The sequence below is a fragment of the Massilia agrisoli genome, from assembly GCF_020831365.1.
GTDB lineage: Bacteria > Pseudomonadota > Gammaproteobacteria > Burkholderiales > Burkholderiaceae_D > Telluria_A > Telluria_A agrisoli.
This window is the reverse complement of record NZ_JAJHPV010000020.1, coordinates 279457-299851: the sequence shown is the minus strand read 5'-3', so window position 1 is coordinate 299851 and position 20395 is coordinate 279457. Positions and strand designations below refer to the sequence as shown.

Below are 20395 nucleotides of genomic sequence, written 5' to 3'. Positions count from 1 at the left end.
TGGGCGCGTGCCGGATTGAATACCTTGCCGACCCCGCGTTGTCGTGACCCGTAGGGCGGGTAAGCGCGAGCGCACCCGCCGAGCCGTGTTGACGCTGAAAACGGCGGCTGCGCGCAAGCGCTTACCCGCCCTACCCACACCGCTACAAGCCTGCGGCGTACAAGCCATCCGTATGCGCCGCCCACACATTGCCTGAACGAAGGAACTTCTCGGTACTCATCACCGAAAACATCTTTCCCACCATATCCCAGCCGTAGCGATCGACCTCCACCTTGTCATGTTCGACCCGCACCACGTTAAAGGAGTTCACTTCCCCGCGACCGCGGGTTGATGTAGCCGTACCTGCCTGGACCACCAGCGCGGCGTACTCGCTCATCTGGTACCGGTCCGCCGTGCTGCCCGAATGGCTTGCGTGCATGTGCCCAGACAGCAGCAGGTCCACGCCGCATTCCGAGAAAGCCTGCATCGCCATCGGCGCGCGGTCAACCAGCGCGTCCTGGTCGGCATGCGCCGGCAGGTCAAACGGATGGTGGGTCACAATGATGCGCGTGATGTGCCGGTCAAGCCCGCCGAGCCGTGCGCGGATTGCCGCCACCTGCTCCTTGTTGACGCGCCCGTCCTTGATGGTCAGCGAACGCGCGGTATTAATTCCCATTACCGCGATCTCATCGTCGATATATACCGGCTCAAGCTCGTCCGTGATGTAGCGCTTGTAGCGGTCAAGCGGCAGCACGAAGCGGCGGAACACGTTGTACAGCGAAATGTCGTGGTTGCCCGGCACGATGATCTGCGGGCCCGGCAAGGTGTCGAGCCACGCCCGCGCCTGTTCGAACTGCTCGCTCTTGGCACGCTGGGTCAGGTCGCCCGACACCACCACGACATCGGGCGCGATGCCATGTAGCAGGTCGCGCAGCGGGTCGAGCAGTTCGGCATCGACCCTGCCAAAGTGAAGGTCGGACAGGTGGACCAGGGTACGCATGTAAGCTCCTCAAGACGCGCCTCGCGGTTTCCGCGTGCGCAACGTATCAACATTACAGCGACTTCAGGTTGACAGGCCACACGGATGGCAAGGTCAGCGCGTGGCGCGTGCCGCGCGGCGCCGACGCAAGGTCGACACGCCGGTAATACAGATGGCCAGCCATCCGCAACCCTCGGCGATGGCGGCCAGGACGTCGGTCAGGTAGTGCACGCCAAGATACATGCGGCTAAGGCCGACCAGGCCCACCATCACGCAGGCGCCAAGCACGATCAGGAAACGGGTCTTCCATCGGCTGCTCTGGCACACAAGGTAGGCGGCGATCAGGCCGTAGAACAGCGTGGCCGCGACAGTGTGCCCGCTGGGGAAACTGTACGTCGTCAGCGTCAGCAGGGGATTCTCCAGGCTCGGCCGTGCGCGCTGGAATATATGCTTGAGGATCACATTCAGGAGCATGCCGCCCGGCACCGATACCAGCAGCGCCAGCAGCCAGTATTGCGCTTTGCGCAGGTAAAAATAGACGCCAAGCGCCGTGGTCATGATCAGCATGCCCGCCGTGTTGTGGGCGTGGGTAATGTACATCATCGCTTGCGTGAACGCTGGCGTCGCCCGCGCATTGAACCAGCGCGCCAGCCAGTCATCGAGCAAGGTGATTTCTTCGGCTTCGACCACCTCCTCCGCGATGCCGCCGAACACCCAGGCGGCAAACAGCATCAGCGCGATGCCGACAGTGAAATGCAGGCCAAGCTCTTCGCCTGGCGTCAGGCGCGCGGCCACGAATTTATGGACGCGAGGATAGATTTCTTTCATAGAGCCATTCATTTCTTGTTGTTGGTCAAAAAACCACACATGTTGAAAATACCTGTTTATTCGTACAGTAACTGTAGATTTATACAGTGGTTGTGCTATTCTGGAACCACTCGATCAACGCAAACCTTTAAAGGACCTTGTCATGACCACCTTGAACAGCACCTTCGGTATGGAATACGCCCCAACCCCATTCATGATGCGCTTCGGCCGTCGCGAAATGCTGGTGACGCGTGACTTCCGCAAGCGCTTCTACGCGGTCAACCCGTTCATCGAATGCGATACCGGCGTCGAGCCTGGCCACGTCGAGATCCTGCTGTTCAGCCGCTGGCTGCTGATCCTGTCGAAAGCGCACTAAGCCCGGGCAGTAGTAGACCACATCTCCGGCTCACCTCGCATCGCCTCCCGTGCGCGAGCGAATTGAAACCGCGTTATGATCGCTTCTCATGCAGAGCAACAGTCCTGAGAATCCGACCAATAACAAGGAGACCGGCAATGACCCGCAAGACCGCAAACGACTTTGATCCAGAAGTACTGAAACTGTTTGACCAGTATGTACACGGCCAGATTGACCGCCGCGGCTTCTTGTCCTCGGCCAGCCGTTATGCGGTCGGCGGCGCCACTGCCGCCAGTTTGCTCGCTGCGCTTTCCCCCAGCTGGGCCGCCCAGCAGGTAGCACCAACGGATACACGCATCAAAGCCAACTATGTCACTTACCCGTCGCCAAATGGCTACGGCGAAATGCGCGGCTACCTGGTCCAGCCTGCCAATGCCAAGGGCAAACTGGCGGCTGTACTGGTCGTGCACGAAAACCGCGGACTGAATCCGCATATTGAAGACATCGCGCGCCGCGTCGCGCTGGAAGGCTTTATCGCCTTCGCACCGGACGCACTGTTCCCGCTTGGCGGCTACCCTGGCGACGAAGACAAGGCCCGCGAGCTGTTCGGCAAGCTGGACCAGACAAAAACGCGCGCCGACTTTGTCGAAGCGACCAAGGTCTTGGAAAAGCTTCCCAACGCCACCGGGAACGTGGGCGTGGTCGGATTCTGCTACGGCGGCGGCATTGCCAACTATCTCGCGACAGTGCTGCCCGACCTCGACGCAGCCGTGCCATTCTATGGCCAGCAGGCACCGGCGGCGGACGTCAAGAAAATCAAGGCGCCACTCTTGATCCATGATGCCGAGCACGACGAGCGCATCCTGGCAGGCTGGCCTGCCTATGAAGCGGCACTGAAGGCCAACAAGGTGGACTACCAGCACTTCATCTATCCGGGCACCCAGCACGGCTTCAACAACGACACCACCCCGCGCTACGACGAAGCCGCCGCCAAGCTTGCATGGCAACGCACGATCGACTTCTTCAAAAAACACCTGGCCTGACCAGGCACACGTAAAAACGCCAGGCTGCGCAAGTTTGCGCGGCCTGGCGTCGTTTACGGCAAGCTTTTATCGACGGCCTGCGTCCCCGCGGCGGCCGGTATCCTCGCCCGGCGGTGCACTGCCGAGGAAATCAATATCCTCCTCGCTAAGGGAGTCTGTCGGCATCGTCTCGATATGATCGACATCGATGTCGGCGCCGTCGCGCGCGACGGTATCGCGCCCGGCAGATGCGCGCTCGCCGGTACCGCCGGAATCACTGTCGCTGTCCAGGTTGGCGTCGCCAACGTCCGGGCCGGCGGAACCGCCGGCGCTGCTGGTGTCCAGGTCGGAGGTCGTGCCTTCGCCGAGGTCAAGCGCCTCGGTCCGCTCCAGGTCCAGGCCCAGCCCGCCCCCACCGGCAATATCGCTACCGCTGTCGGACGAATCGCTCGGGCCCAGCGCGCCGGTTCCGTGGCCGCGCCCAACGACGCGGTCCGGGCTTTCGGGGAAATTATCAGGATCTAATGTGCTATTGCCAGACATACTGCCTCCAACGATGGTGAGTGGATGTGTTAAAAGAGACTACGCTTTCTTGCCGCAATGCGGCGCACAAAGGCAATCAGAAAGCGTGCCGCATGCCGACATTAATGGCAGCGTTTTTGCTGCCCGGCATAACTGAACTGTGGATGGCCTGCCCGGCGATATTGCGGATCTTCGTCACCGAACAGGTGGTGTAGAAATCGGTGCGGCGCGACACCGCGTAGGTAGCGCCGAGCGCGAACTGGTCCGCGTCATGATTGGCGAGATCACGGTCATTCTTGCGGATAAACGAAGCCAGGAAGGTGGTATCGCCCATTGGCAACGCGATGCCGACCAGCTTGTCGCGGCTGTCGGTCGATGGCGTCGCGCTGAGCGAGGCGCCATACGGATTATCCGGGTTCCACAACGGCGAACTGCCCCAGCCACGGCTGGCGCTGTAGGCGGCATAGGCCTTGGCGATGCCAATCTTGATGTTCGCGGCAATGACGCTGTTCTTCGCAGACAGGTTATTGCCGAGCGACATATTTGGAATCACTTTGGCGACGTTCTTGTTCTGGTGCGCGATGCGCAGCGTGACCCCGCCGCGTTCGAGGCCCAGGGACATGCCCCATGCGCGATTGCCGGAAGCATTGCCGCGCGAATCGATGAGGCCATAACGACTCGCTTGCGAAACGCTATCGTTTTCCCGGCTGTAATACTGGACGCTACCAGTGATGCGCTTTCCCTCGCGCCTGGCGCCAAGCGCGAACGGCGCCTCGGAAACGCCCTCGAATGCCTCACCCACTTCGAGCAAGCTCAGGTATCGGAAACTATAGGGATTCAACACGGAGATACTGTCGATTTGCGGAGCGCAATCAGTACAGACACTATCGGCCACGGCGTCCGTTTCCAACAATCCGAAAACCGCAACGGGCGACTCGGCATGCGCCAGCCCAGCGCAAGCGCTGAAGGCGGCGACAACTAGGCAGGATGCTTTCATGACAGTGATCCGGAGTTAATCTTTCGACATGCCCCTTTATCCCTCAATTTCTACCTGAGTTCCGTCAGTTACCACACATAAGCGCAGCTTGCTTTAAACCAAGCTCGACTGGCCAATAGGCAGGCTGGCCTCATCTTCCCTCTGCCGTGCGTCTGGCAGCGTGTATTATTCTCACCGCAACTATTTCTTTTACTGCTGACAGAAAGTGACACAGATGAGATTCGCCGCACGCCCCCTCGCTTCCCTCATTATTGCGCTGTGCGCTGCCGCCCCGCTAGTCCATGCGCAAACGCCTTCATCCCATGTCCCCGCAGCGGTAAAACATCTTGAATGGTCGCGCGACGCGAACATCTATGAAGTTAACATACGCCAATATACGAAAGAAGGCACGTTAAATGCGTTCGCCGCCCACCTTCCGCGGCTAAAAAAGATGGGCGTCGACATCCTGTGGTTAATGCCGGTGCAACCGATTGGAGAAAAAAACCGCAAGGGAAAGCTTGGCAGCTACTACGCGGTGCGCGATTACACCGCCGTCAATCCGGAATTCGGCACCATGGCCGACATGAAGCGCCTGGTCGATCAAGCGCACGGACTCGGCATGCGCGTCATCCTCGACTGGGTAGCCAACCACACCGCCTGGGATAACCCGTGGGTAACGCAGCACAACGACTGGTATAAAAAGAACGAAAAGGGTGAAATCTACCCGGTCACCTTCAATGAAGGCCCGGAACCCGAATACTGGACAGACGTTGTGGCCCTCGACTACAGCAAGCCGGAAGTCTGGAAGGCAATGACCGACGCGATGGGCTTCTGGGTGCGCGAAGCCGGCATCGACGGTTTCCGCTGCGACGTCGCCGGCCTGCTCCCGATTCCCTTCTGGAACCAGGCGCGCGCCGAGCTCGACAAGATCAAGCCGATGTTCATGCTGGCCGAGTGGGCCGAACCGAAACTGCACGAGCAAGCCTTTGACATGACCTATGGCTGGGACCTGGCCGATGTCATGAAACAAGTCGCCAAAGGCAAGGCTGACGCGGACGAACTCAAGCGCGTGTTCACGCACCCGGACAAAGTGTTCCCTGCGCACGCCTACCGCATGCGCTTCACCAACAACCACGACTTCAACTCCTGGCAAGGCAGCGACACCGAGCTGTACGGCCCAGCGTTCAAGACGATGGCCGTGCTTGCCGCCACCCTGCCTGGCATGCCGCTGATCTACAGTGGCCAGGAATCGGGCCTCGACAAACGCCTCGCCTTCTTCGAGAAGGACCAGATCGACTGGAAAGACTACCCGCTCGAAGGTTTCTACCGCGACCTGCTCAAGCTTAAAAAAGACAACAAGGCCCTGTGGAATGGCCAGTACGGCGGCACGCTGGAATTTATCGACACCGCCAACGACAAGGTCATTGCCTACCGCCGCAAGCTGGATGGCAACAGCGTGACCGTCGTCGCCAATGTATCCGCCGTCCCGCAGCAGTACACCCTCGGTGGCGCCAAGGCGCGCAAGACCATGGCGGCCTGGACCTGGAAGATCGACACAAAAAAATAAGGACAACAATGAAGCAGAACTATATCGACGGCGCCTGGCTGGACGGTGCAAGCAGCACCGCGAACATCAACCCATCGAACACGAACGACGTCATCGGCCACTACGCGCAGGCCGATGCACAGCAAGCGCAGCTGGCCATTGCCGTGGCCGCTGCGGCTGCGCCTGGCTGGGCCTTGTCGAACATCCAGATGCGCGCCGACGCGCTCGACAAGATCGGCACCGAAATCATCGCCCGCAAGGAAGAACTTGGCACACTGCTGTCGCGTGAGGAAGGCAAGACCCGCGTCGAAGGCATCGGCGAAGCGGCCCGTGCCGGCGCCATCTTCAAGTTTTTTGCCCAGGAATGCCTGCGCCTGCGCGGCGACAAGCTGCCGTCCGTACGACCGAACCTCGACATCGAGATCACGCGCGAACCGGTAGGCGTGGTCGGCATCATCGCGCCATGGAACTTCCCGATCGCGATTCCTGCATGGAAGATCGCCCCCGCCCTCGCCTACGGCAACTGCGTACTGCTGAAACCGGCGGAACTCGTGCCCGGCAGCGCCTGGGCCCTGGCAGAAATCATCAGCCGCGCGGGCTTGCCGAATGGCGTGTTTAACCTGGTGATGGGCCGCGGCAGCGTGGTCGGCCAGGCCTTCCTCAATGACCGCCGCGTCAATGCGATCAGCTTCACGGGTTCAGTGGGAACCGGAGCGAAGGTTGCGCAGGCGGCGATTGGCCGCCTGGCCAAGATGCAGTTGGAAATGGGCGGCAAGAACCCCATGGTGGTGCTGAACGACGCCGACCTGGCAACGGCAGTGAACTGCGCCGTGCAGGGTTCGTTCTACTCCACCGGCCAACGCTGCACCGCGTCGAGCCGCCTGATCGTAGAGAAAGGCATCTACCCGGCATTTGTGGCCGCAGTAAAAGAAAAGCTGGCAAGCCTGACGATAGGCGACGCACTCGCGGCCGGCACGGACATCGGCCCGGTCGTCGACCAAAGCCAGCTCGACCAGGACCTGGACTACATCCGCATCGGCAAGGACGAAGGCGCGACACTGGCATTTGGCGGCGAACGCATCGAATGCGCAACGCCGGGCTTCTACCTGCGTCCTGCGCTGTTCACCGACTGCAGCAACGACATGCGCATCAGCCGCGAGGAAATCTTCGGCCCGGTCGCCAGCGTGATCCGGGCCGACAACTACGAACACGCGCTGGCCCTGGCCAACGACACGCAGTTCGGCCTATCGAGCGGCATCGTCACGCAATCGCTGAAGCACGCCACCCACTTCAAGCGCCATGCGCAAGCCGGCATGGTGATGGTCAACGTGCCGACGGCCGGCGTCGACTACCACGTGCCATTCGGCGGCAGCAAGGGATCGAGCTACGGTTCGCGCGAGCAAGGCACCTACGCCGCCGAGTTCTTTACGACAGTGAAGACGGCTTACTGCGGAGTATAAGGAACGCATGAAATACGTGATCACGCTGGCCGCCCTGTTTTTCCTGTTCTGGACGGTGATGAACAAGGCGAGCAAGCGAGGCAAGCTCAACGAAGGCGCGAACAAGGCGGTGAAGTCGCTGGCGACGACGATGCGCTACTTCATCATCGGCCTGATCGTCCTGGGAATCGTCGCCTTCGTATTTGTCTTCGTCAGCCATCCACGCTGAATCCCTCGTACTCACCCGAACACCGAACTGGAATCGCAATGAAAAAGCTGTTAGCAGCCTTACTTTTAACTGCCGCCGGTGTAGCCCAGGCCCAAGCCCTGCCGGTAAGAGAGCAAGCGCGCATCGTCAATGACATCCTGGCCGAGCGGCTGGATATTCTGCTTCCCGCGTTGATGAAGAAAAACGACATCGACATGTGGGTGTTGATCTCGCGCGAATACAACGAAGACCCTGTCCTCAAGACCATGTTGCCGGCAGAATGGCTCAACGCGCGCCGCCGCACCATTCTCGTGTTCTACCAGAATCCCAAAACATCCAAGTACGAAAAGCTGGCGATCGCCCGCTACGACGTGGGAACCGCGATCAAAGGCGCGTGGGACCTGAAGCGCTTCCCCGACCAGTGGGATGCCCTGGCGGACCTCATCAAGACGCGCATGCCCAACAGGATTGGAATCAACACCTCAGCCGCGTACGGGCACGCGGACGGCATGGACCAGACGGACTACGCGGAGTTCATGCGGACCCTGCCCGCTGACTACAAAAATAAAGTCGTCTCCGCCGAAAAGCTGGCCGTGATGTGGCTGGAGTCGCGCACCGAACGGGAAATGCAACTCTACCCGCAGTTGGTCAACGCAACCCATAAGATTATCGCCACCGGTTTCTCGGAACAGGTCATCACGCCGGGCGTGACGACGACGGAAGACGTCGAGTGGTGGTTCCGTCAAAAAATCCGCGACAGCGGCTACGACACGTGGTTTCACCCAACGGTTTCCTTGCAGCGCAAGGACACCGCGGAAGCCAAGAACTTCGCTGTCCGCCCAAAGAGCAATGTCATTGTTCCGGGCGACCTGCTGCACGTCGACATCGGCATCAGCTACCTGCGCCTCAACACCGACGTACAACAGCATGCCTACGTGCTCAAACCAGGTGAGAAGGACATTCCGGCGTCGCTCAGGGCCGCCTTTGCAAACGGCAACCGACTGCAGGATATCTTAACGAGCCAGTTCAAGCAGGGCCGCAGCGGCAACGAGATCCTGGCGGCGGCGCTGGCACAGGCGAAATCCGAGCGCATCAATGCGACGATCTACACCCACCCGCTTGGCATGCACGGGCACGCAGCGGGACCAACGATTGGCATGTGGGATATGCAAGGCGGCGTCCCCGGCAGCGGCGAGTTCCCGATGCACTACAAGACAGCCTACTCGATCGAGCTCAACGCCGAATCGACCGTACCCGAGTGGGGCAAGAAGATTCGCGTGATGCTCGAAGAAGACGGATACTTTGATGAATCAGGCTTCCGCTACATCGATGGGCGACAGAGGCAGATTTACCCGATTCCGAGATCGACGGGACAGATCGGCGAATAGCAGGCGCGGGCCGGATGGCCACGCCGTGCTCCGCCCGCTTTTAGCGCTTTTCCCTGACAGCGATGTCGACCAGGGTCTTACCGTCGGGGCTGACGACGCACTTTGCGGCCATTCGCGAAGCCATGCCAATTTCATTCTTTGCCGAGAATTCGATGGACACTTGCAGCTGCCCTTTTTCATCCTTCGTCACCGCGGGATCTTCGTTGGCATAGTCAACCGACTTTTTATTGGTTGCGCGCGACTCGATGGTATCCATGCAGGTACGACGCGCGGCAGCATCCAGCGGGCTGACAGGCGCCTCATTTTTTCCGCAGCCAGCCAATGCAATGGCAGCCAAGAACATCAGTTTCTTCATATTTCCCCCGTAATTTTTGCAGATGATACACGACGAAAAACGACCTCCGCAATCCTGGCGGGCCGGGCTGGCGGCGTAAAAAAAATTTCTGCCAGCCTGTCGATTTTCCAAAAGCTCAAACGTCGTAGGTATAGAAGCACCCATTCAACCAACTATAAGGGCATACCATGAACAAGCAAATTTTCGTCAACCTGCCGGTAAAAGACCTGGATAAATCGAAGGCCTTCTTCTCTGCTTTGGGCTACACGTTCAATCCCCAGTTCACGAATGAGCAAGGCGCCTGCATGATCATCTCGGAAGACAGCATTTACGCGATGCTTCTGGTGGAAGATTTCTTCAAAACGTTCACCGACAAACAGATTGCCAAGGCGCATGAGGTAACGGAAGTACTGACCTGCCTGTCGTGCGAAAGCCGTGAGGAAGTCGACAGCCTGGTGGCAAAAGCGTTGGCGGCCGGCGGCAAGGCGCCGCGCCCTCCACAGGATCATGGCTTCATGTATGGCCACGCTTTCGAGGACCTGGATGGGCATACCTGGGAGCTGGCATACATGAGTGGCGAGCCGGGATAACCATTGAACTTCTGCAGTAATCCCAACTTGACCTGACAGTGCCCGGTTTAAAGGCAGCGACTGTCAGGTCAATTCGCGACGCCGCCAGTCGCGGCAATATCGTGAGCTTAGGCATTAGCGTCCCTCCCTGGCCAGCTCAGCTGGCTTTCGATATCGACAAATAAGACATGCGCTCACTGGCCTGTTGGGCCTGCCCGTGTCGATTGTTGGACCCGGCACTTCATCACGGTTCCCACCCCGGTCGATTAATCGCTTTTGTGGCGCTCGTTTCGGACTTCCACAGACGTCCGCGACAATCCCGGTGGCCACCACGGCGGGGACGCCCGTGCCATCGTTTTCTTGCTCTAACATAATCGCTCTCCGAGTTGTAGACAGCGCTACCGTAGTTCTTCCCACAATGGAAAGGTCAAGCAGGACCCTGCTCGGAGGGGGTCACTGCAGTTATCCCGGTTTGGTTCTCGACCACGCGGGGTCACGATTTCGAAGTTGAAGTTGAAGTAAAAAAATTTCGCTAGAATCGCCTTGCCTTGCCACACTGGCAAACTACATACTAGTTGGACTACTAACCAGCCAGGAGATCAGGATGCCTCGTTTCTATATTCCAAACATGGGCTGCGGAGGATGCGCCAGGACCGTCACCAAAGTTCTGATGAGCGCCGATCCGAAAGCCCGCGTCGAGACCGACCCGCCCACGCGCGAAGTTCGGGTCGACAGCGACCTGGAGGAGCGTGCTCTTCTGGCCGTCCTTAGCGGCGCCGGATATCCCCACACGCAGTCACCCGAAGCCACAAGGGAGATTTGACATGGCGCAGCCCTCACACACGAGTCAGCACCAGCACGGCGGCAGCTCTGACCGTCCCTATCTGATGTTCTGGATCAACATGGCGCTTGGCCTGGTCATCATGTATGTAGTGATGTTTTCGATGATCGACGGCGTTCACGATTTCCGGAACAACCTCAACATGTTGTACATGGCGGTGACCATGTGGGCACCGATGGGGATTTTCATGCTGGCTACAATGCCGGGGATGTTTCCCTTGAAGAAGCTCAATATCGTGCTCTACGCGGTATTCCTATTTCTCACCATCGCCTCGCTCGCCGCCACACGCGCGCAAACAATGATCGATGATCGACAGTTCATCGACTCGATGATCCCGCACCATTCCGGGGCAATTCTCATGTGCCGTGAAGCCGAGCTACGTGATACTGAACTGTTGAAGTTGTGCGGAGAAATTATCAAAGCTCAGCGGCGCGAAATCGAGCAAATGCAGAGGATCAAGAACCGCCTGGAGCAAGTTCGCTGACCCGTACCTGCCAGCCTCATCGCCATTTGGGAAAGAAATGCGGGTCTGGTCGGAGCGATGGTGGAAGCGGTGTCCATAGACGGAATTTTGAGAGACGGGCCAGCGGAGTGACGGATTCCCGCACCTAAAGTTCGCTGTATTTTCCCCGCTAAGGGCCCATCGGGTTCCGGGGCGCTGCAGCTCCGGGGAAGATGAATTGCGTTCGACATCGGGCTTTCCCCGCAAACCTAATCAGATGGATCTCATGAAAATTTTTATCGCAATCGCAATTTTTGCCATCCTTGCCGCCGCACTGACGGTCGCGATGAAACGGCTACAAGGCAAAGCACGAGCCGGAGCATATCGCGCGCGTAAGCTCATGACGGAAAATGAACTTGAATTCTTTGGCCGCCTTGTGTCAGCCCTGCCAGACCACTACGTGTTCCCTCAGGTGGCAATGTCAGCCTTGCTCGAAGCCGCAAGCAGTGACAAGAAAAAATCGCATAGCGACCGCCTTCGAATTGCGCAGCAGCGAGCCGACTACATCATCTGCACAAGAAGCTGTGACCTGGTTGCCGTCATCGAGTTGGACGACCGGACGCACTCGGCCACCAAAGATCAACTACGGGACTCCCGCCTGGAGCAGGCCGGAATCCGAACAGTGCGATTTCAGTCGCGTTCCAAGCCTCGGGCGGATGCCATCCGGCTCGCGATCGTCGGACCAACCGCATCAGCTCCGACGTTGGACACTGCGCCCCATCACTAGAAGACTGCGGCACCTCTCCAAGTGGGAGACCTCCAGCGAAAAGCGAACGTATTTGGAAGCTATTTCAAATGGGCTGCGTGTGACCTGGCGCCACGCACTCCGCCCGAACGGCAGGCCGCCAAGATCACAAACTCAATGGCCCTCACTGACAGTCCTTAACGCTCGCGCACAGCGTCATAAATCCACCGGTCTGGCGCCGCGGAAGCGAAGGACGGTCGTGACCGGCGCAACCTTGTGTGGATTGGCCAGCAGGTTTTCAAGATGCCCGCGCCAGCGAGTAGGATTGTCGACCTGCCTGAATCTACTTACCGTCGCCCAATCCAGGATGCTCTCGATCCGGCCCAGGCCAAAATTCCAACCAACATTTAGGGGACTTCAGTCGACATCACCGGATTAAGATTTTGAGATTTCTTCTATAAGAAGACGAAAAAAAGCCCCAACTTGTGGGGCTCTTGTTCCATATCCTTGGCGGAAGCGGTGAGATTCGAACTCACGAACAGGTTCCCCCGTCGCCAGTTTTCAAGACTGGTGCCTTCAACCGCTCGGCCACGCTTCCTGCAGGCCCGCATTATACAGAAATCATCCACGGATGGGCAGCGGGCGGAAATCTGGTTTAGCGTCCGCCCTCAAAATGGGCGTGCTGTACGGCAAACTTGATCAGCTCGGCCTGCCCTTCGATGCCCAGCTTGCGCTTGATGTTCAGCCGATGCGTTTCAACAGTACGCACTGACAAATCAAGGTCTCGCGCGATCTGCTTGTTCGACTGGCCGGCGGCAATATGCTGCAGCACTTCCTGTTCACGCACTGTCAACTGGTTGTCCTGAGCCATCGGGTGCGCGAGCTGCCGCGCCAGCGCTGCGCTATAGTAAATCCCGCCCGACATGACCGTTTCAATCGCCAGGACAATGTCCTTCCCCGGCGCGTCTTTCAGCACGTAGCCGCGCGCGCCCGCCTGCATCGCCTGGCTGACGTATTCCAGCTTGTCATGCATCGACAAGATCAGCACCGCCATGTGAGGGAACGCCGCACACAGCCGGCTGGTCGCTTCGATGCCGTTGGTGCCGCGCATGTTGATGTCCATGAGGACCAGGTCCACCTGCTCCGCTCCCGCCTGCCTGAGCGCGTCGTCGGCGCCGTCGGCCTCCGCCACCACGCGGAAATGCGGGACTGCTTCAAGCCGCGCACGCAAGCCGTCGCGCACCAAAGGGTGGTCGTCAACCAGCATGATCCTGATGATTTCTGTCGTCATGATTCCAATCCGTCGATTTCCACCGAGGCCTTCACAGTTGTCCCAGCAGTTGAAGACGCAATGTCGAGGCGGCCTCCGATCGCGTCCATTCGTTCCATCATGTTGCGCAGCCCAATCCCGCGTTTCGGATGGAGGGCCACCCGTTGCGGATCGAAGCCGCCGCCGTCGTCGCGAACGGTGAGTGTCATTGTCTTGCCCTTCCGGAAGAGCGCCATATCGATGCGGTGCGCGTGCGCGTGCCGCTCCACGTTGGTCAGCGCCTCCTGCGCAATGCGGAACAGCACGGTATTGGCCACGTGCGGCAGGCCCTCGGTATTGCCTTCCGCGGAAAAGTGCACGGGCGTGGCACTGTGCTCAGTAAATTCGTGTGCCAGGTGGTCAAGCGCCGCGGCCAGGCCAAGATCATCGAGGATCGCCGGCCGCAGGTTGTGCGAGATGCGCCGCACCTCGCCCAGCACGTCGTTCAGTTGCTCAGCGGTGTGCTCAAAACTCCCCCGTGCCTTCTGCTGCTGCTCGGCATTGCCCGACAGCCGGATAATGCCCGCCTCAATCTGCAACTTGATCGACACCAGCCACTGGCTGATGCCATCGTGCAGGTCGCGCGACAGCCGCGCCCGCTCCAGTTCCTGGGATTCCACAACCCGCTGGGCCAGCACCTTCAGTTTGGCATCGGCCACCCGCAGTTCGCTGATGTTCAATACCAGTCCGCCAACCGCCACCACCACGGCGCTCACAATCGCCAGTCCCGCAATCCACATCATGGTGCCGCGAATGTGCTCGGATTGCTGGGCGTCGATCTTCGCGAGCGCGGCCTCCACGTCGTCCAGGTAGATGCCGGTGCCGATCATCCAGCCCCAGTTTTCCATCGGGATCACATAGCCGAGCTTGGGGGCTTCCTTGTTCGACGAAGGCTTGGCCCAGGTGTAGCGTGCGAGACCGCCGCCTGCCTTCGCACGCGCAGTCAACCGCTGGATCGTCGGCACGCCGGCGGCATCGCGCAGTTCCCACAGGTTGCGGCCGACCAGCTCGGGCTGGCGTGGGTGCATCAGGTTATTGCCTTGCATGTCGTAGACGAAGAAGTAGCCGTCGTCGCCATAGCTCAGGCTGCCGAGGATGCGCTTGGCCTCTTCCAATGCGGCTTGGTCGGTGCGGCCCGATTCGTAAATATGCGCGATGGAACGGGAAGCCAGCGCCACGTAATGCTTCAGTTCCGCTTCCTTGCCAGCCAGGTAGGCTTGCTGAATAGTGGCGCGTTGCTGCTGAGCAAGCGCGACGGCCTCCTGGCGCACGAACAGGGCGATCGCGCACAAGGCAACAATCAGCGGCGTGATCGCGAGGAATATCACTTTTTGCCTTAACTTCATGCCGCCCGTCTTTCTGTGTAACCGATCCACAAGATTTTACGTGCCTTCCGTCATTCGCGTGTACGTGTTACTACGTACGGCATCTAGGTAGTGGTGCGCTTGTCCGAAGTGGTGCGTTCTTCAATACTTCAGTGCATGCTGCGCACCAAGAACCGGCACCGGACCGGTCTCATCCCTGCAGCGCCCGCACATCCTTGGAGGATCCTACATGAAACGTTTTACAAGCCAGCTCGGTTGGGCTGCGCTGTCCGTTGCGGGCGCTTGCTCGCTTGCTTTCATTGCGCTAAAGCGCGGCGAGTCGATTAATGCAGTGTGGATTGTCGCTGCGGCGGTCTGCGTCTACCTGATCGCATACCGCTTCTACAGCCTGTTTATCGCTACCAAAGTCTTGTCGCTCGACGAGAAACGCCAGACCCCGGCCTACCGCAACAACGACGGCCTCGACTTCGTACCTACCAATAAAAACGTCCTGTTCGGCCACCACTTCGCGGCAATTGCCGGCGCCGGTCCGCTGGTTGGTCCTGTACTCGCCGCCCAGATGGGCTACCTGCCGGGCATGCTCTGGATTCTCTCCGGCGTTGTGTTCGCTGGCGCGGTGCAGGACTTCATCGTCCTGTTCCTGTCGATGCGTCGCGACGGCCGCTCGCTGGGCGACCTGATCAAATCGGAACTCGGCGAAATTCCGGGCCTGATCGCCCTTACCGGCACATTCATGATCATGGTCATTATCTTGGCCGTGCTCGCGCTGATCGTCGTGAAGGCGCTGACCCACTCGCCGTGGGGCAGCTTTACCGTGATGGCGACCATTCCTATCGCGCTGTTCATGGGCTTGTATTCGCGCTACTGGCGCGTCGGCCGCGTGGGCGAAGTATCGGCGATCGGCTTTGTGCTGCTGATGCTCGCAATCATCGGCGGCCAGTACGTGCAGGAATCGCCAGTGCTGGGCCCGATGTTCGACTACACCGGCACCCAGCTGACCTGGATGCTGATCGGTTACGGCTTCGTTGCTTCCGTGATCCCGGTCTGGCTGCTGCTGGCGCCACGCGATTACCTGTCGACCTTTCTAAAAATCGGCACCATCGTTGGCCTGGCAATCGGTATTGTCATTGTCGCGCCGCACATGAAGATGCCTTCGGTGACACAGTTCATTGATGGCTCCGGCCCTGTCTGGTCGGGCAATATGTTCCCCTTCCTGTTCATCACCATTGCTTGCGGTGCCGTTTCCGGCTTCCACGCGCTGATCGCTTCCGGCACCACGCCAAAGATGATTGAAAACGAGCAGCACGCCCGCTTCATCGGCTACGGCGCGATGCTGACGGAATCGTTTGTTGCAATCATGGCCCTGGTGGCGGCATCGACCATCGAGCCAGGCATCTACTTCGCGATGAACAGCCCGGCTGCGGTGCTCGGCACGACGGCGGAATCGGCGGCGGCGGCAATCTCGCAGTGGGGTTTCTACGTCACCCCTGAAATGCTGACCCAGACCGCGAAAGACGTGGGCGAAACCAGCATCATCTCGCGTGCAGGCGGCGCCCCTACCCTCGCGGTCGGCATGGCGAACATCCTGTCGGAAGTTATCGGCGGCAAGGCAATGATGGCCTTCTGGTACCACTTCGCCATCCTGTTCGAGGCGCTGTTCATCCTGACCGCTGTCGACGCGGGCACCCGCGCGGGCCGCTTCATGCTGCAAGACCTGATGGGCGCGTTCGCTCCTTCGTTCAAGCGCACCGATTCGCTGGTGGCCAACCTGACCGCAACCGGCCTGTGCGTTGCAGCCTGGGGTTACTTCCTGTACCAGGGCGTGGTCGATCCGCTGGGCGGCATCAATACGCTGTGGCCGCTGTTCGGCATCGCCAACCAGATGCTGGCTGGTATCGCGCTGATCCTGGCGACCGTGGTTCTCTTCAAGATGAAGCGCGCGAAGTACGCATGGGTCACAATGGCGCCGACCGTGTTCCTGCTGCTGTGCACGTTGACCGCGGGCTGGCAGAAGGTATTCAGCGAGAACGTCAAGGTTGGTTTCCTGGCGCATGCCGAGAAGTTCCAGACCGCGATCGACCAGGGCATCGTGCTCGCGCCAGCGAAGTCGATGGCGCAGATGGAACGCATCGTGTTCAACGATTACCTGGACGCGGGGCTGTCGATGTTCTTCATGGTCGTGGTGGTGTCGATACTCTTCTTCGGTATCCGGTCCGCGCTGGCGGCGCGCGCCAATGCGCTGCCAAGCACCAAAGAAACACCGTTCGCGGCCTCGGCTGTTTAAGGCAGCCATGTTCGACAAGCTGGCACAGGCGGGTCGCTATCTGGGGCAGAGCATGCGCCTGATGGTGGGCCTGCCCGAATACGACACCTACGTGTCTCACATGGAAACGACCCATCCGGGCCAGCCCATGATGACGTACGAGGAATTCTTCCGCGAACGGCAGGAAGCGCGCTACGGCAGTGCCAGAAGTGGGGGCTGCTGTTAGCCAATAAAACTCGGTGATGAAACTGCCGTGTTTCCCGAATCGGGGTCAGACCACCGTTATTTTGGAATATTCCAAAACAACGGTGGTCTGACCCCGATTTTTTGTTTCCTGACGCAGCCGCCTGCGTCTCTTGCGCCTGCTCAAGGCTTGTAGGAATCTTTACCCGTATATTTTTCCTGATGGAATTGCAATACTTTACGCAGTGAAATAGCTCATCCGCCTGCCCACTCCGTTGTCCTTCCGCAGGAAAACACATGCTGAATTTTGAGCGCTCGAGCCTGAACAAGAAGTTGACGATCATTTCGCTGTTGTCGACTGGCACGGCTTTGCTTTTCGTGTTCATCGCGTTCGCTGTCACGTCGGTGCTGAACCACCGCAAGGACGAGGGTATGCAGCTGTCGTCGTTTGCCGGAGTGATTGGCGCGAACAGTGTCGATGCCTTGTTGTTCAAGAACCGCAAGCAGGCGCAGGCCACCCTGTCGGCGTTGAAAGCGAAGGAGGAAATTTCCGACGCGATTCTCTACGACCGCAATGGCAGACCCTTCGCACGCTACCTGCCGCCCGGCGACCTGGAGCAGGAAGACGAAGAGGTGTCCTCGCTCGATATCGACGAAGAGTCCCTGTCCGCCCTCAACGCCAAGAACAGCACCTTCTGGTCGACGCGCATGCGCCTGTACCGCTCGATCCCGGCGGCGAACCAGCAGGTCGGCGTCGTGATGATCGAGGCGAACCTGACCAATATGTGGCTCGATGTGCTCAAGAGCATGTCCGTCATCGCGGTGGCGATGTGCTGTTCGCTCGCGGTGGCGCTGTTGCTGGCCAGCCGCTTCAAGGGCAGCATCGCCGATCCCGTCACCAAGCTGATCAACGCCGCTCAGCGCGTGTCGGCCAGCCAGAACTACAGCCTGCGCATCCAGCATGAACGCACGGATGAGCTTGGTACTTTGATTGACAGCTTCAACGACATGCTGGCCCAGATCGAAGGCCGCGGCACCGCCCTGACCAACCACCGCGACGAGCTCGAACGCCAGGTCAGCGTACGGACCGAGCAGCTGGAAAAGGCCAAGAACGCGGCCGAGGCCGCCAGCCGCGCGAAGAGCGCATTCCTCGCCACCATGAGCCACGAGATCCGCACCCCGATGAACGGTGTGCTCGGCATGACCGAGATGCTGCTCGGCACGCCATTGAACGAAGCCCAGCGCAACTTCACCAAGCTGGTCAAGCGCTCCGGCGAGCATCTGCTGGTGATCATTAACGACATCCTCGACTTCTCCAAGATCGAAGCCGGCAAGCTGAGCGTTGAGTACATCAACTTCAACCTGTGGGACATGCTCGACGATATCAACACCGTCTACACGCCGCAGGCCCAGGCCAAAGGCATCGCGCTCGACTTCGCGATCGCCAACGACATTCCGATCGCCATTTGCGGCGACCCCAACCGCCTGCGCCAGGTCATGGCCAACCTGCTCGGCAACGCGATCAAGTTCACCGACCACGGCAACATCCTGGCCAAGGTCCAGGTCGTGTCAGAGGACCCGCAGTCGGTGACCTTGCGTTTCGAGGTGCACGACACCGGCATCGGCGTGTCGCGCGAGGCGCGCACCCGCATCTTTGAAGCGTTCTCGCAGGCGGACAGTTCGACCACCCGCCAGTACGGCGGAACCGGGCTTGGCCTGGCGATCTCGAAGCAGCTGGTCGAGCTCATGGGCGGCAAAATCGGGGTCGACAATGCTTTATCACAAGGCTCCATTTTCTGGTTCACGGTACCGTTCGACAAGCGTCGGGTTGACCCCGACGAGCCCGGTGCGGCCTTGCACACCATCGAAGGATTGCGCGTGTTGATCGTCGACGAAGAACAGAGCAGCCGCGAGGAAATGGAACAGCAGCTTGCCGCATGGCGGGTGCGCACCCACAGCGTCGCCAGCGCGATGGACGCGGTCGACCGCCTGCTGGCCGCAGCCCGCGCCGGCACGCCGTACGAAGTGGCGATCATCGACATGCACCTTCAGCGCACCAGCGGCCTTGCGCTGGCCGCCGGCATCAAGGCCGACCCGGCCACCCGCGCCACCCGCATACTCCTTTTGAGCAGCGACCGGTTGGCCGCCGATCCGGTCCAGCGGCGCGAGGCCGGCGTGGCCTACCAGATGATTCGCCCGGTGCGCGCCGGCGACCTGTTCGAGTGCCTGGCCACGCGCCAGCGCGCGCCGCTCTCCGCACCCGGCGGCATCATCGCGCCGCCCCCTTCGGCCCCGCAGCCAAGCCAGCGCCCGCGCCTGCGCAAGGTGCTGCTGGCCGAGGACAATCCGGTCAACGTCGAAGTGGCCACCGCCATGCTCGATAGCCTCGGGCTCGATGTGCACTGCGTGTCGAACGGCGAGGAAGCCGTCAAGGCCGCGCGCAGCGGCGAATACGACATTGTGCTGATGGACTGCCAGATGCCGGTGATGGACGGCTTCGCGGCCACCGCGGAAATCCGCCGCCAGGAGCACCAGAACAGCCGTTCGCGTTCGCTGCCGATCATCGCCATCACCGCCAATGCGCTGCAGGGCGACCGCGAAGCCTGCCTCGCCGCCGGCATGGACGACTACCTGAGCAAGCCATTCACCCAGCAGCAGCTGGGCGCCGTGATCGGCCGCTGGGTCGTGCTGCCGATGCCTGCGACCGTCCACCACGACGACGACCCCACGTATGCGGCGCCGGCGCCGACGGTTCCACCCACTGCGCCTGCGCCATCGCAGGCTGCGTCCGCGCCGGTGGCCGACCGCGATGTCATCAACCGCCACGCACTGGAGAACATCCGTGCGCTGTCGAGCGACCGCGGTGGCGCGCTGGTACAGAAGGTGGTCGAAGCCTTTGTCGACGACACCCCGCAGCAGCTGCAGGCGCTGCGCCGCGCCATCGCCGCTTTCGACGCCGGCAACCTGCGCAAGACCGCGCACAGCCTGAAGTCAAGCAGCGCCAACGTCGGCGCCGAGACCCTCGCCCACCTGTGCAAAGAGATGGAAACCCTGGGACGCACCGAAACGACCGAAGGCGCTTCGAGCATCCTCACCGACATGGAGCTCGAATTCCAGGCAGTGCGCAATTCGCTCAGTGCCATCCTTGAGAAGGAACATTGAC

Annotated in this window: 20 protein-coding genes and 1 tRNA gene; 13 read left to right on the top strand and 8 right to left on the bottom strand. The window is 60.1% G+C overall.

Going from position 1 to position 20395, the window contains the following annotated elements; genetic code table 11:
• Positions 1-142: 142 nt before the first annotated feature.
• The gene (locus LMJ30_RS17955; protein WP_229433792.1) at positions 143-979 is read right to left on the bottom strand and encodes a metallophosphoesterase family protein; all 837 of its coding nucleotides are present in this window, start codon (positions 977-979) and stop codon (positions 143-145) included.
• Between the two features lie 93 nt (positions 980-1072).
• On the bottom strand, positions 1073-1786 hold the full coding sequence (locus tag LMJ30_RS17950; protein WP_229433791.1) for a phosphatase PAP2 family protein: 714 nt from the start codon (positions 1784-1786) through the stop codon (positions 1073-1075).
• Positions 1787-1928: 142 nt separating this feature from the next.
• Here LMJ30_RS17950 and LMJ30_RS17945 point away from each other — a divergent pair, with 142 nt between their 5' ends.
• Positions 1929-2141 carry a hypothetical protein gene (locus LMJ30_RS17945; RefSeq protein ID WP_131422779.1) on the top strand — a complete coding sequence of 71 codons (213 nt, stop codon included), beginning with the start codon at positions 1929-1931 and terminating at the stop codon, positions 2139-2141.
• A gap of 137 nt (positions 2142-2278) precedes the next feature.
• Positions 2279-3163 (top strand): dienelactone hydrolase family protein, encoded by an 885-nt coding sequence (locus tag LMJ30_RS17940; RefSeq protein ID WP_229433790.1) that lies wholly within the window; start codon positions 2279-2281, stop codon positions 3161-3163.
• 66 nt (positions 3164-3229) lie between these two features.
• On the opposite strand, the gene LMJ30_RS17935 is transcribed toward LMJ30_RS17940, so the two are convergent.
• Positions 3230-3685, bottom strand: coding sequence for a hypothetical protein (locus LMJ30_RS17935; RefSeq protein ID WP_229433789.1), 456 nt, complete (start codon positions 3683-3685; stop codon positions 3230-3232).
• 76 nt (positions 3686-3761) lie between these two features.
• Entirely contained in the window at positions 3762-4661 is a 900-nt protein-coding gene (locus LMJ30_RS17930; protein WP_229433788.1) for a porin, read from the bottom strand.
• 214 nt (positions 4662-4875) lie between these two features.
• On the opposite strand from LMJ30_RS17930, the gene LMJ30_RS17925 reads away from it, so the two are divergent.
• The 4 genes from LMJ30_RS17925 to LMJ30_RS17910 are packed head-to-tail and all read left to right on the top strand — an operon-like array spanning position 4876 to position 9221.
• Entirely contained in the window at positions 4876-6207 is a 1332-nt protein-coding gene (locus LMJ30_RS17925) for an alpha-amylase family glycosyl hydrolase (RefSeq protein ID WP_267869707.1), read from the top strand.
• 8 nt (positions 6208-6215) lie between these two features.
• The gene (locus LMJ30_RS17920; protein ID WP_229433786.1) at positions 6216-7646 is read left to right on the top strand and encodes an aldehyde dehydrogenase family protein; all 1431 of its coding nucleotides are present in this window, start codon (positions 6216-6218) and stop codon (positions 7644-7646) included.
• Between the two features lie 7 nt (positions 7647-7653).
• Entirely contained in the window at positions 7654-7854 is a 201-nt protein-coding gene (locus LMJ30_RS17915) for a hypothetical protein (protein WP_229433785.1), read from the top strand.
• 38 nt (positions 7855-7892) lie between these two features.
• A complete protein-coding gene (locus tag LMJ30_RS17910; RefSeq protein ID WP_229433784.1) occupies positions 7893-9221 on the top strand; it encodes a M24 family metallopeptidase in 1329 nt (442 codons plus the stop codon).
• A 40-nt stretch (positions 9222-9261) separates the two neighbouring features.
• On the opposite strand, the gene LMJ30_RS17905 is transcribed toward LMJ30_RS17910, so the two are convergent.
• Positions 9262-9576, bottom strand: coding sequence for a hypothetical protein (locus LMJ30_RS17905; protein WP_229433783.1), 315 nt, complete (start codon positions 9574-9576; stop codon positions 9262-9264).
• 167 nt (positions 9577-9743) lie between these two features.
• Between LMJ30_RS17905 and LMJ30_RS17900 the strand changes: the two genes are divergently transcribed.
• The 4 genes from LMJ30_RS17900 to LMJ30_RS17885 all read left to right on the top strand — a co-directional run bounded on the left by LMJ30_RS17900 (position 9744) and on the right by LMJ30_RS17885 (position 12194).
• Positions 9744-10145, top strand: coding sequence for a VOC family protein (locus LMJ30_RS17900; RefSeq protein ID WP_229433782.1), 402 nt, complete (start codon positions 9744-9746; stop codon positions 10143-10145).
• A 583-nt stretch (positions 10146-10728) separates the two neighbouring features.
• Positions 10729-10947 carry a heavy-metal-associated domain-containing protein gene (locus LMJ30_RS21890; RefSeq protein ID WP_267869706.1) on the top strand — a complete coding sequence of 73 codons (219 nt, stop codon included), beginning with the start codon at positions 10729-10731 and terminating at the stop codon, positions 10945-10947.
• Between the two features lies 1 nt (position 10948).
• Complete coding sequence (locus LMJ30_RS17890; RefSeq protein WP_229433781.1) at positions 10949-11449, top strand: DUF305 domain-containing protein; 501 nt, start codon at positions 10949-10951, stop codon at positions 11447-11449.
• A gap of 244 nt (positions 11450-11693) precedes the next feature.
• Positions 11694-12194, top strand: a complete 501-nt coding sequence (locus LMJ30_RS17885; RefSeq protein WP_229433780.1) for a DUF2726 domain-containing protein — start codon at positions 11694-11696, stop codon at positions 12192-12194.
• 466 nt (positions 12195-12660) lie between these two features.
• Here LMJ30_RS17885 and LMJ30_RS17880 read toward each other — a convergent pair.
• The 3 genes from LMJ30_RS17880 to LMJ30_RS17870 form a co-directional block, all read right to left on the bottom strand.
• Positions 12661-12750, bottom strand: a tRNA-Ser gene (locus LMJ30_RS17880).
• Positions 12751-12807: 57 nt separating this feature from the next.
• A complete protein-coding gene (locus LMJ30_RS17875; RefSeq protein WP_229433779.1) occupies positions 12808-13443 on the bottom strand; it encodes a response regulator transcription factor in 636 nt (211 codons plus the stop codon).
• Positions 13440-14807 carry a cache domain-containing protein gene (locus LMJ30_RS17870; protein ID WP_229433778.1) on the bottom strand — a complete coding sequence of 456 codons (1368 nt, stop codon included), beginning with the start codon at positions 14805-14807 and terminating at the stop codon, positions 13440-13442. The genes LMJ30_RS17875 and LMJ30_RS17870 overlap by 4 nt, the downstream gene beginning before the upstream one ends.
• A gap of 208 nt (positions 14808-15015) precedes the next feature.
• On the opposite strand from LMJ30_RS17870, the gene LMJ30_RS17865 reads away from it, so the two are divergent.
• From LMJ30_RS17865 to LMJ30_RS17855, 3 genes are all read left to right on the top strand, one after another.
• On the top strand, positions 15016-17070 hold the full coding sequence (locus LMJ30_RS17865; RefSeq protein WP_229433777.1) for a carbon starvation CstA family protein: 2055 nt from the start codon (positions 15016-15018) through the stop codon (positions 17068-17070).
• A gap of 7 nt (positions 17071-17077) precedes the next feature.
• Complete coding sequence (locus tag LMJ30_RS17860; RefSeq protein ID WP_169466982.1) at positions 17078-17275, top strand: YbdD/YjiX family protein; 198 nt, start codon at positions 17078-17080, stop codon at positions 17273-17275.
• Positions 17276-17529: 254 nt separating this feature from the next.
• Positions 17530-20394, top strand: a complete 2865-nt coding sequence (locus LMJ30_RS17855) for a hybrid sensor histidine kinase/response regulator (RefSeq protein ID WP_229433776.1) — start codon at positions 17530-17532, stop codon at positions 20392-20394.
• Position 20395 lies beyond the last annotated feature (1 nt).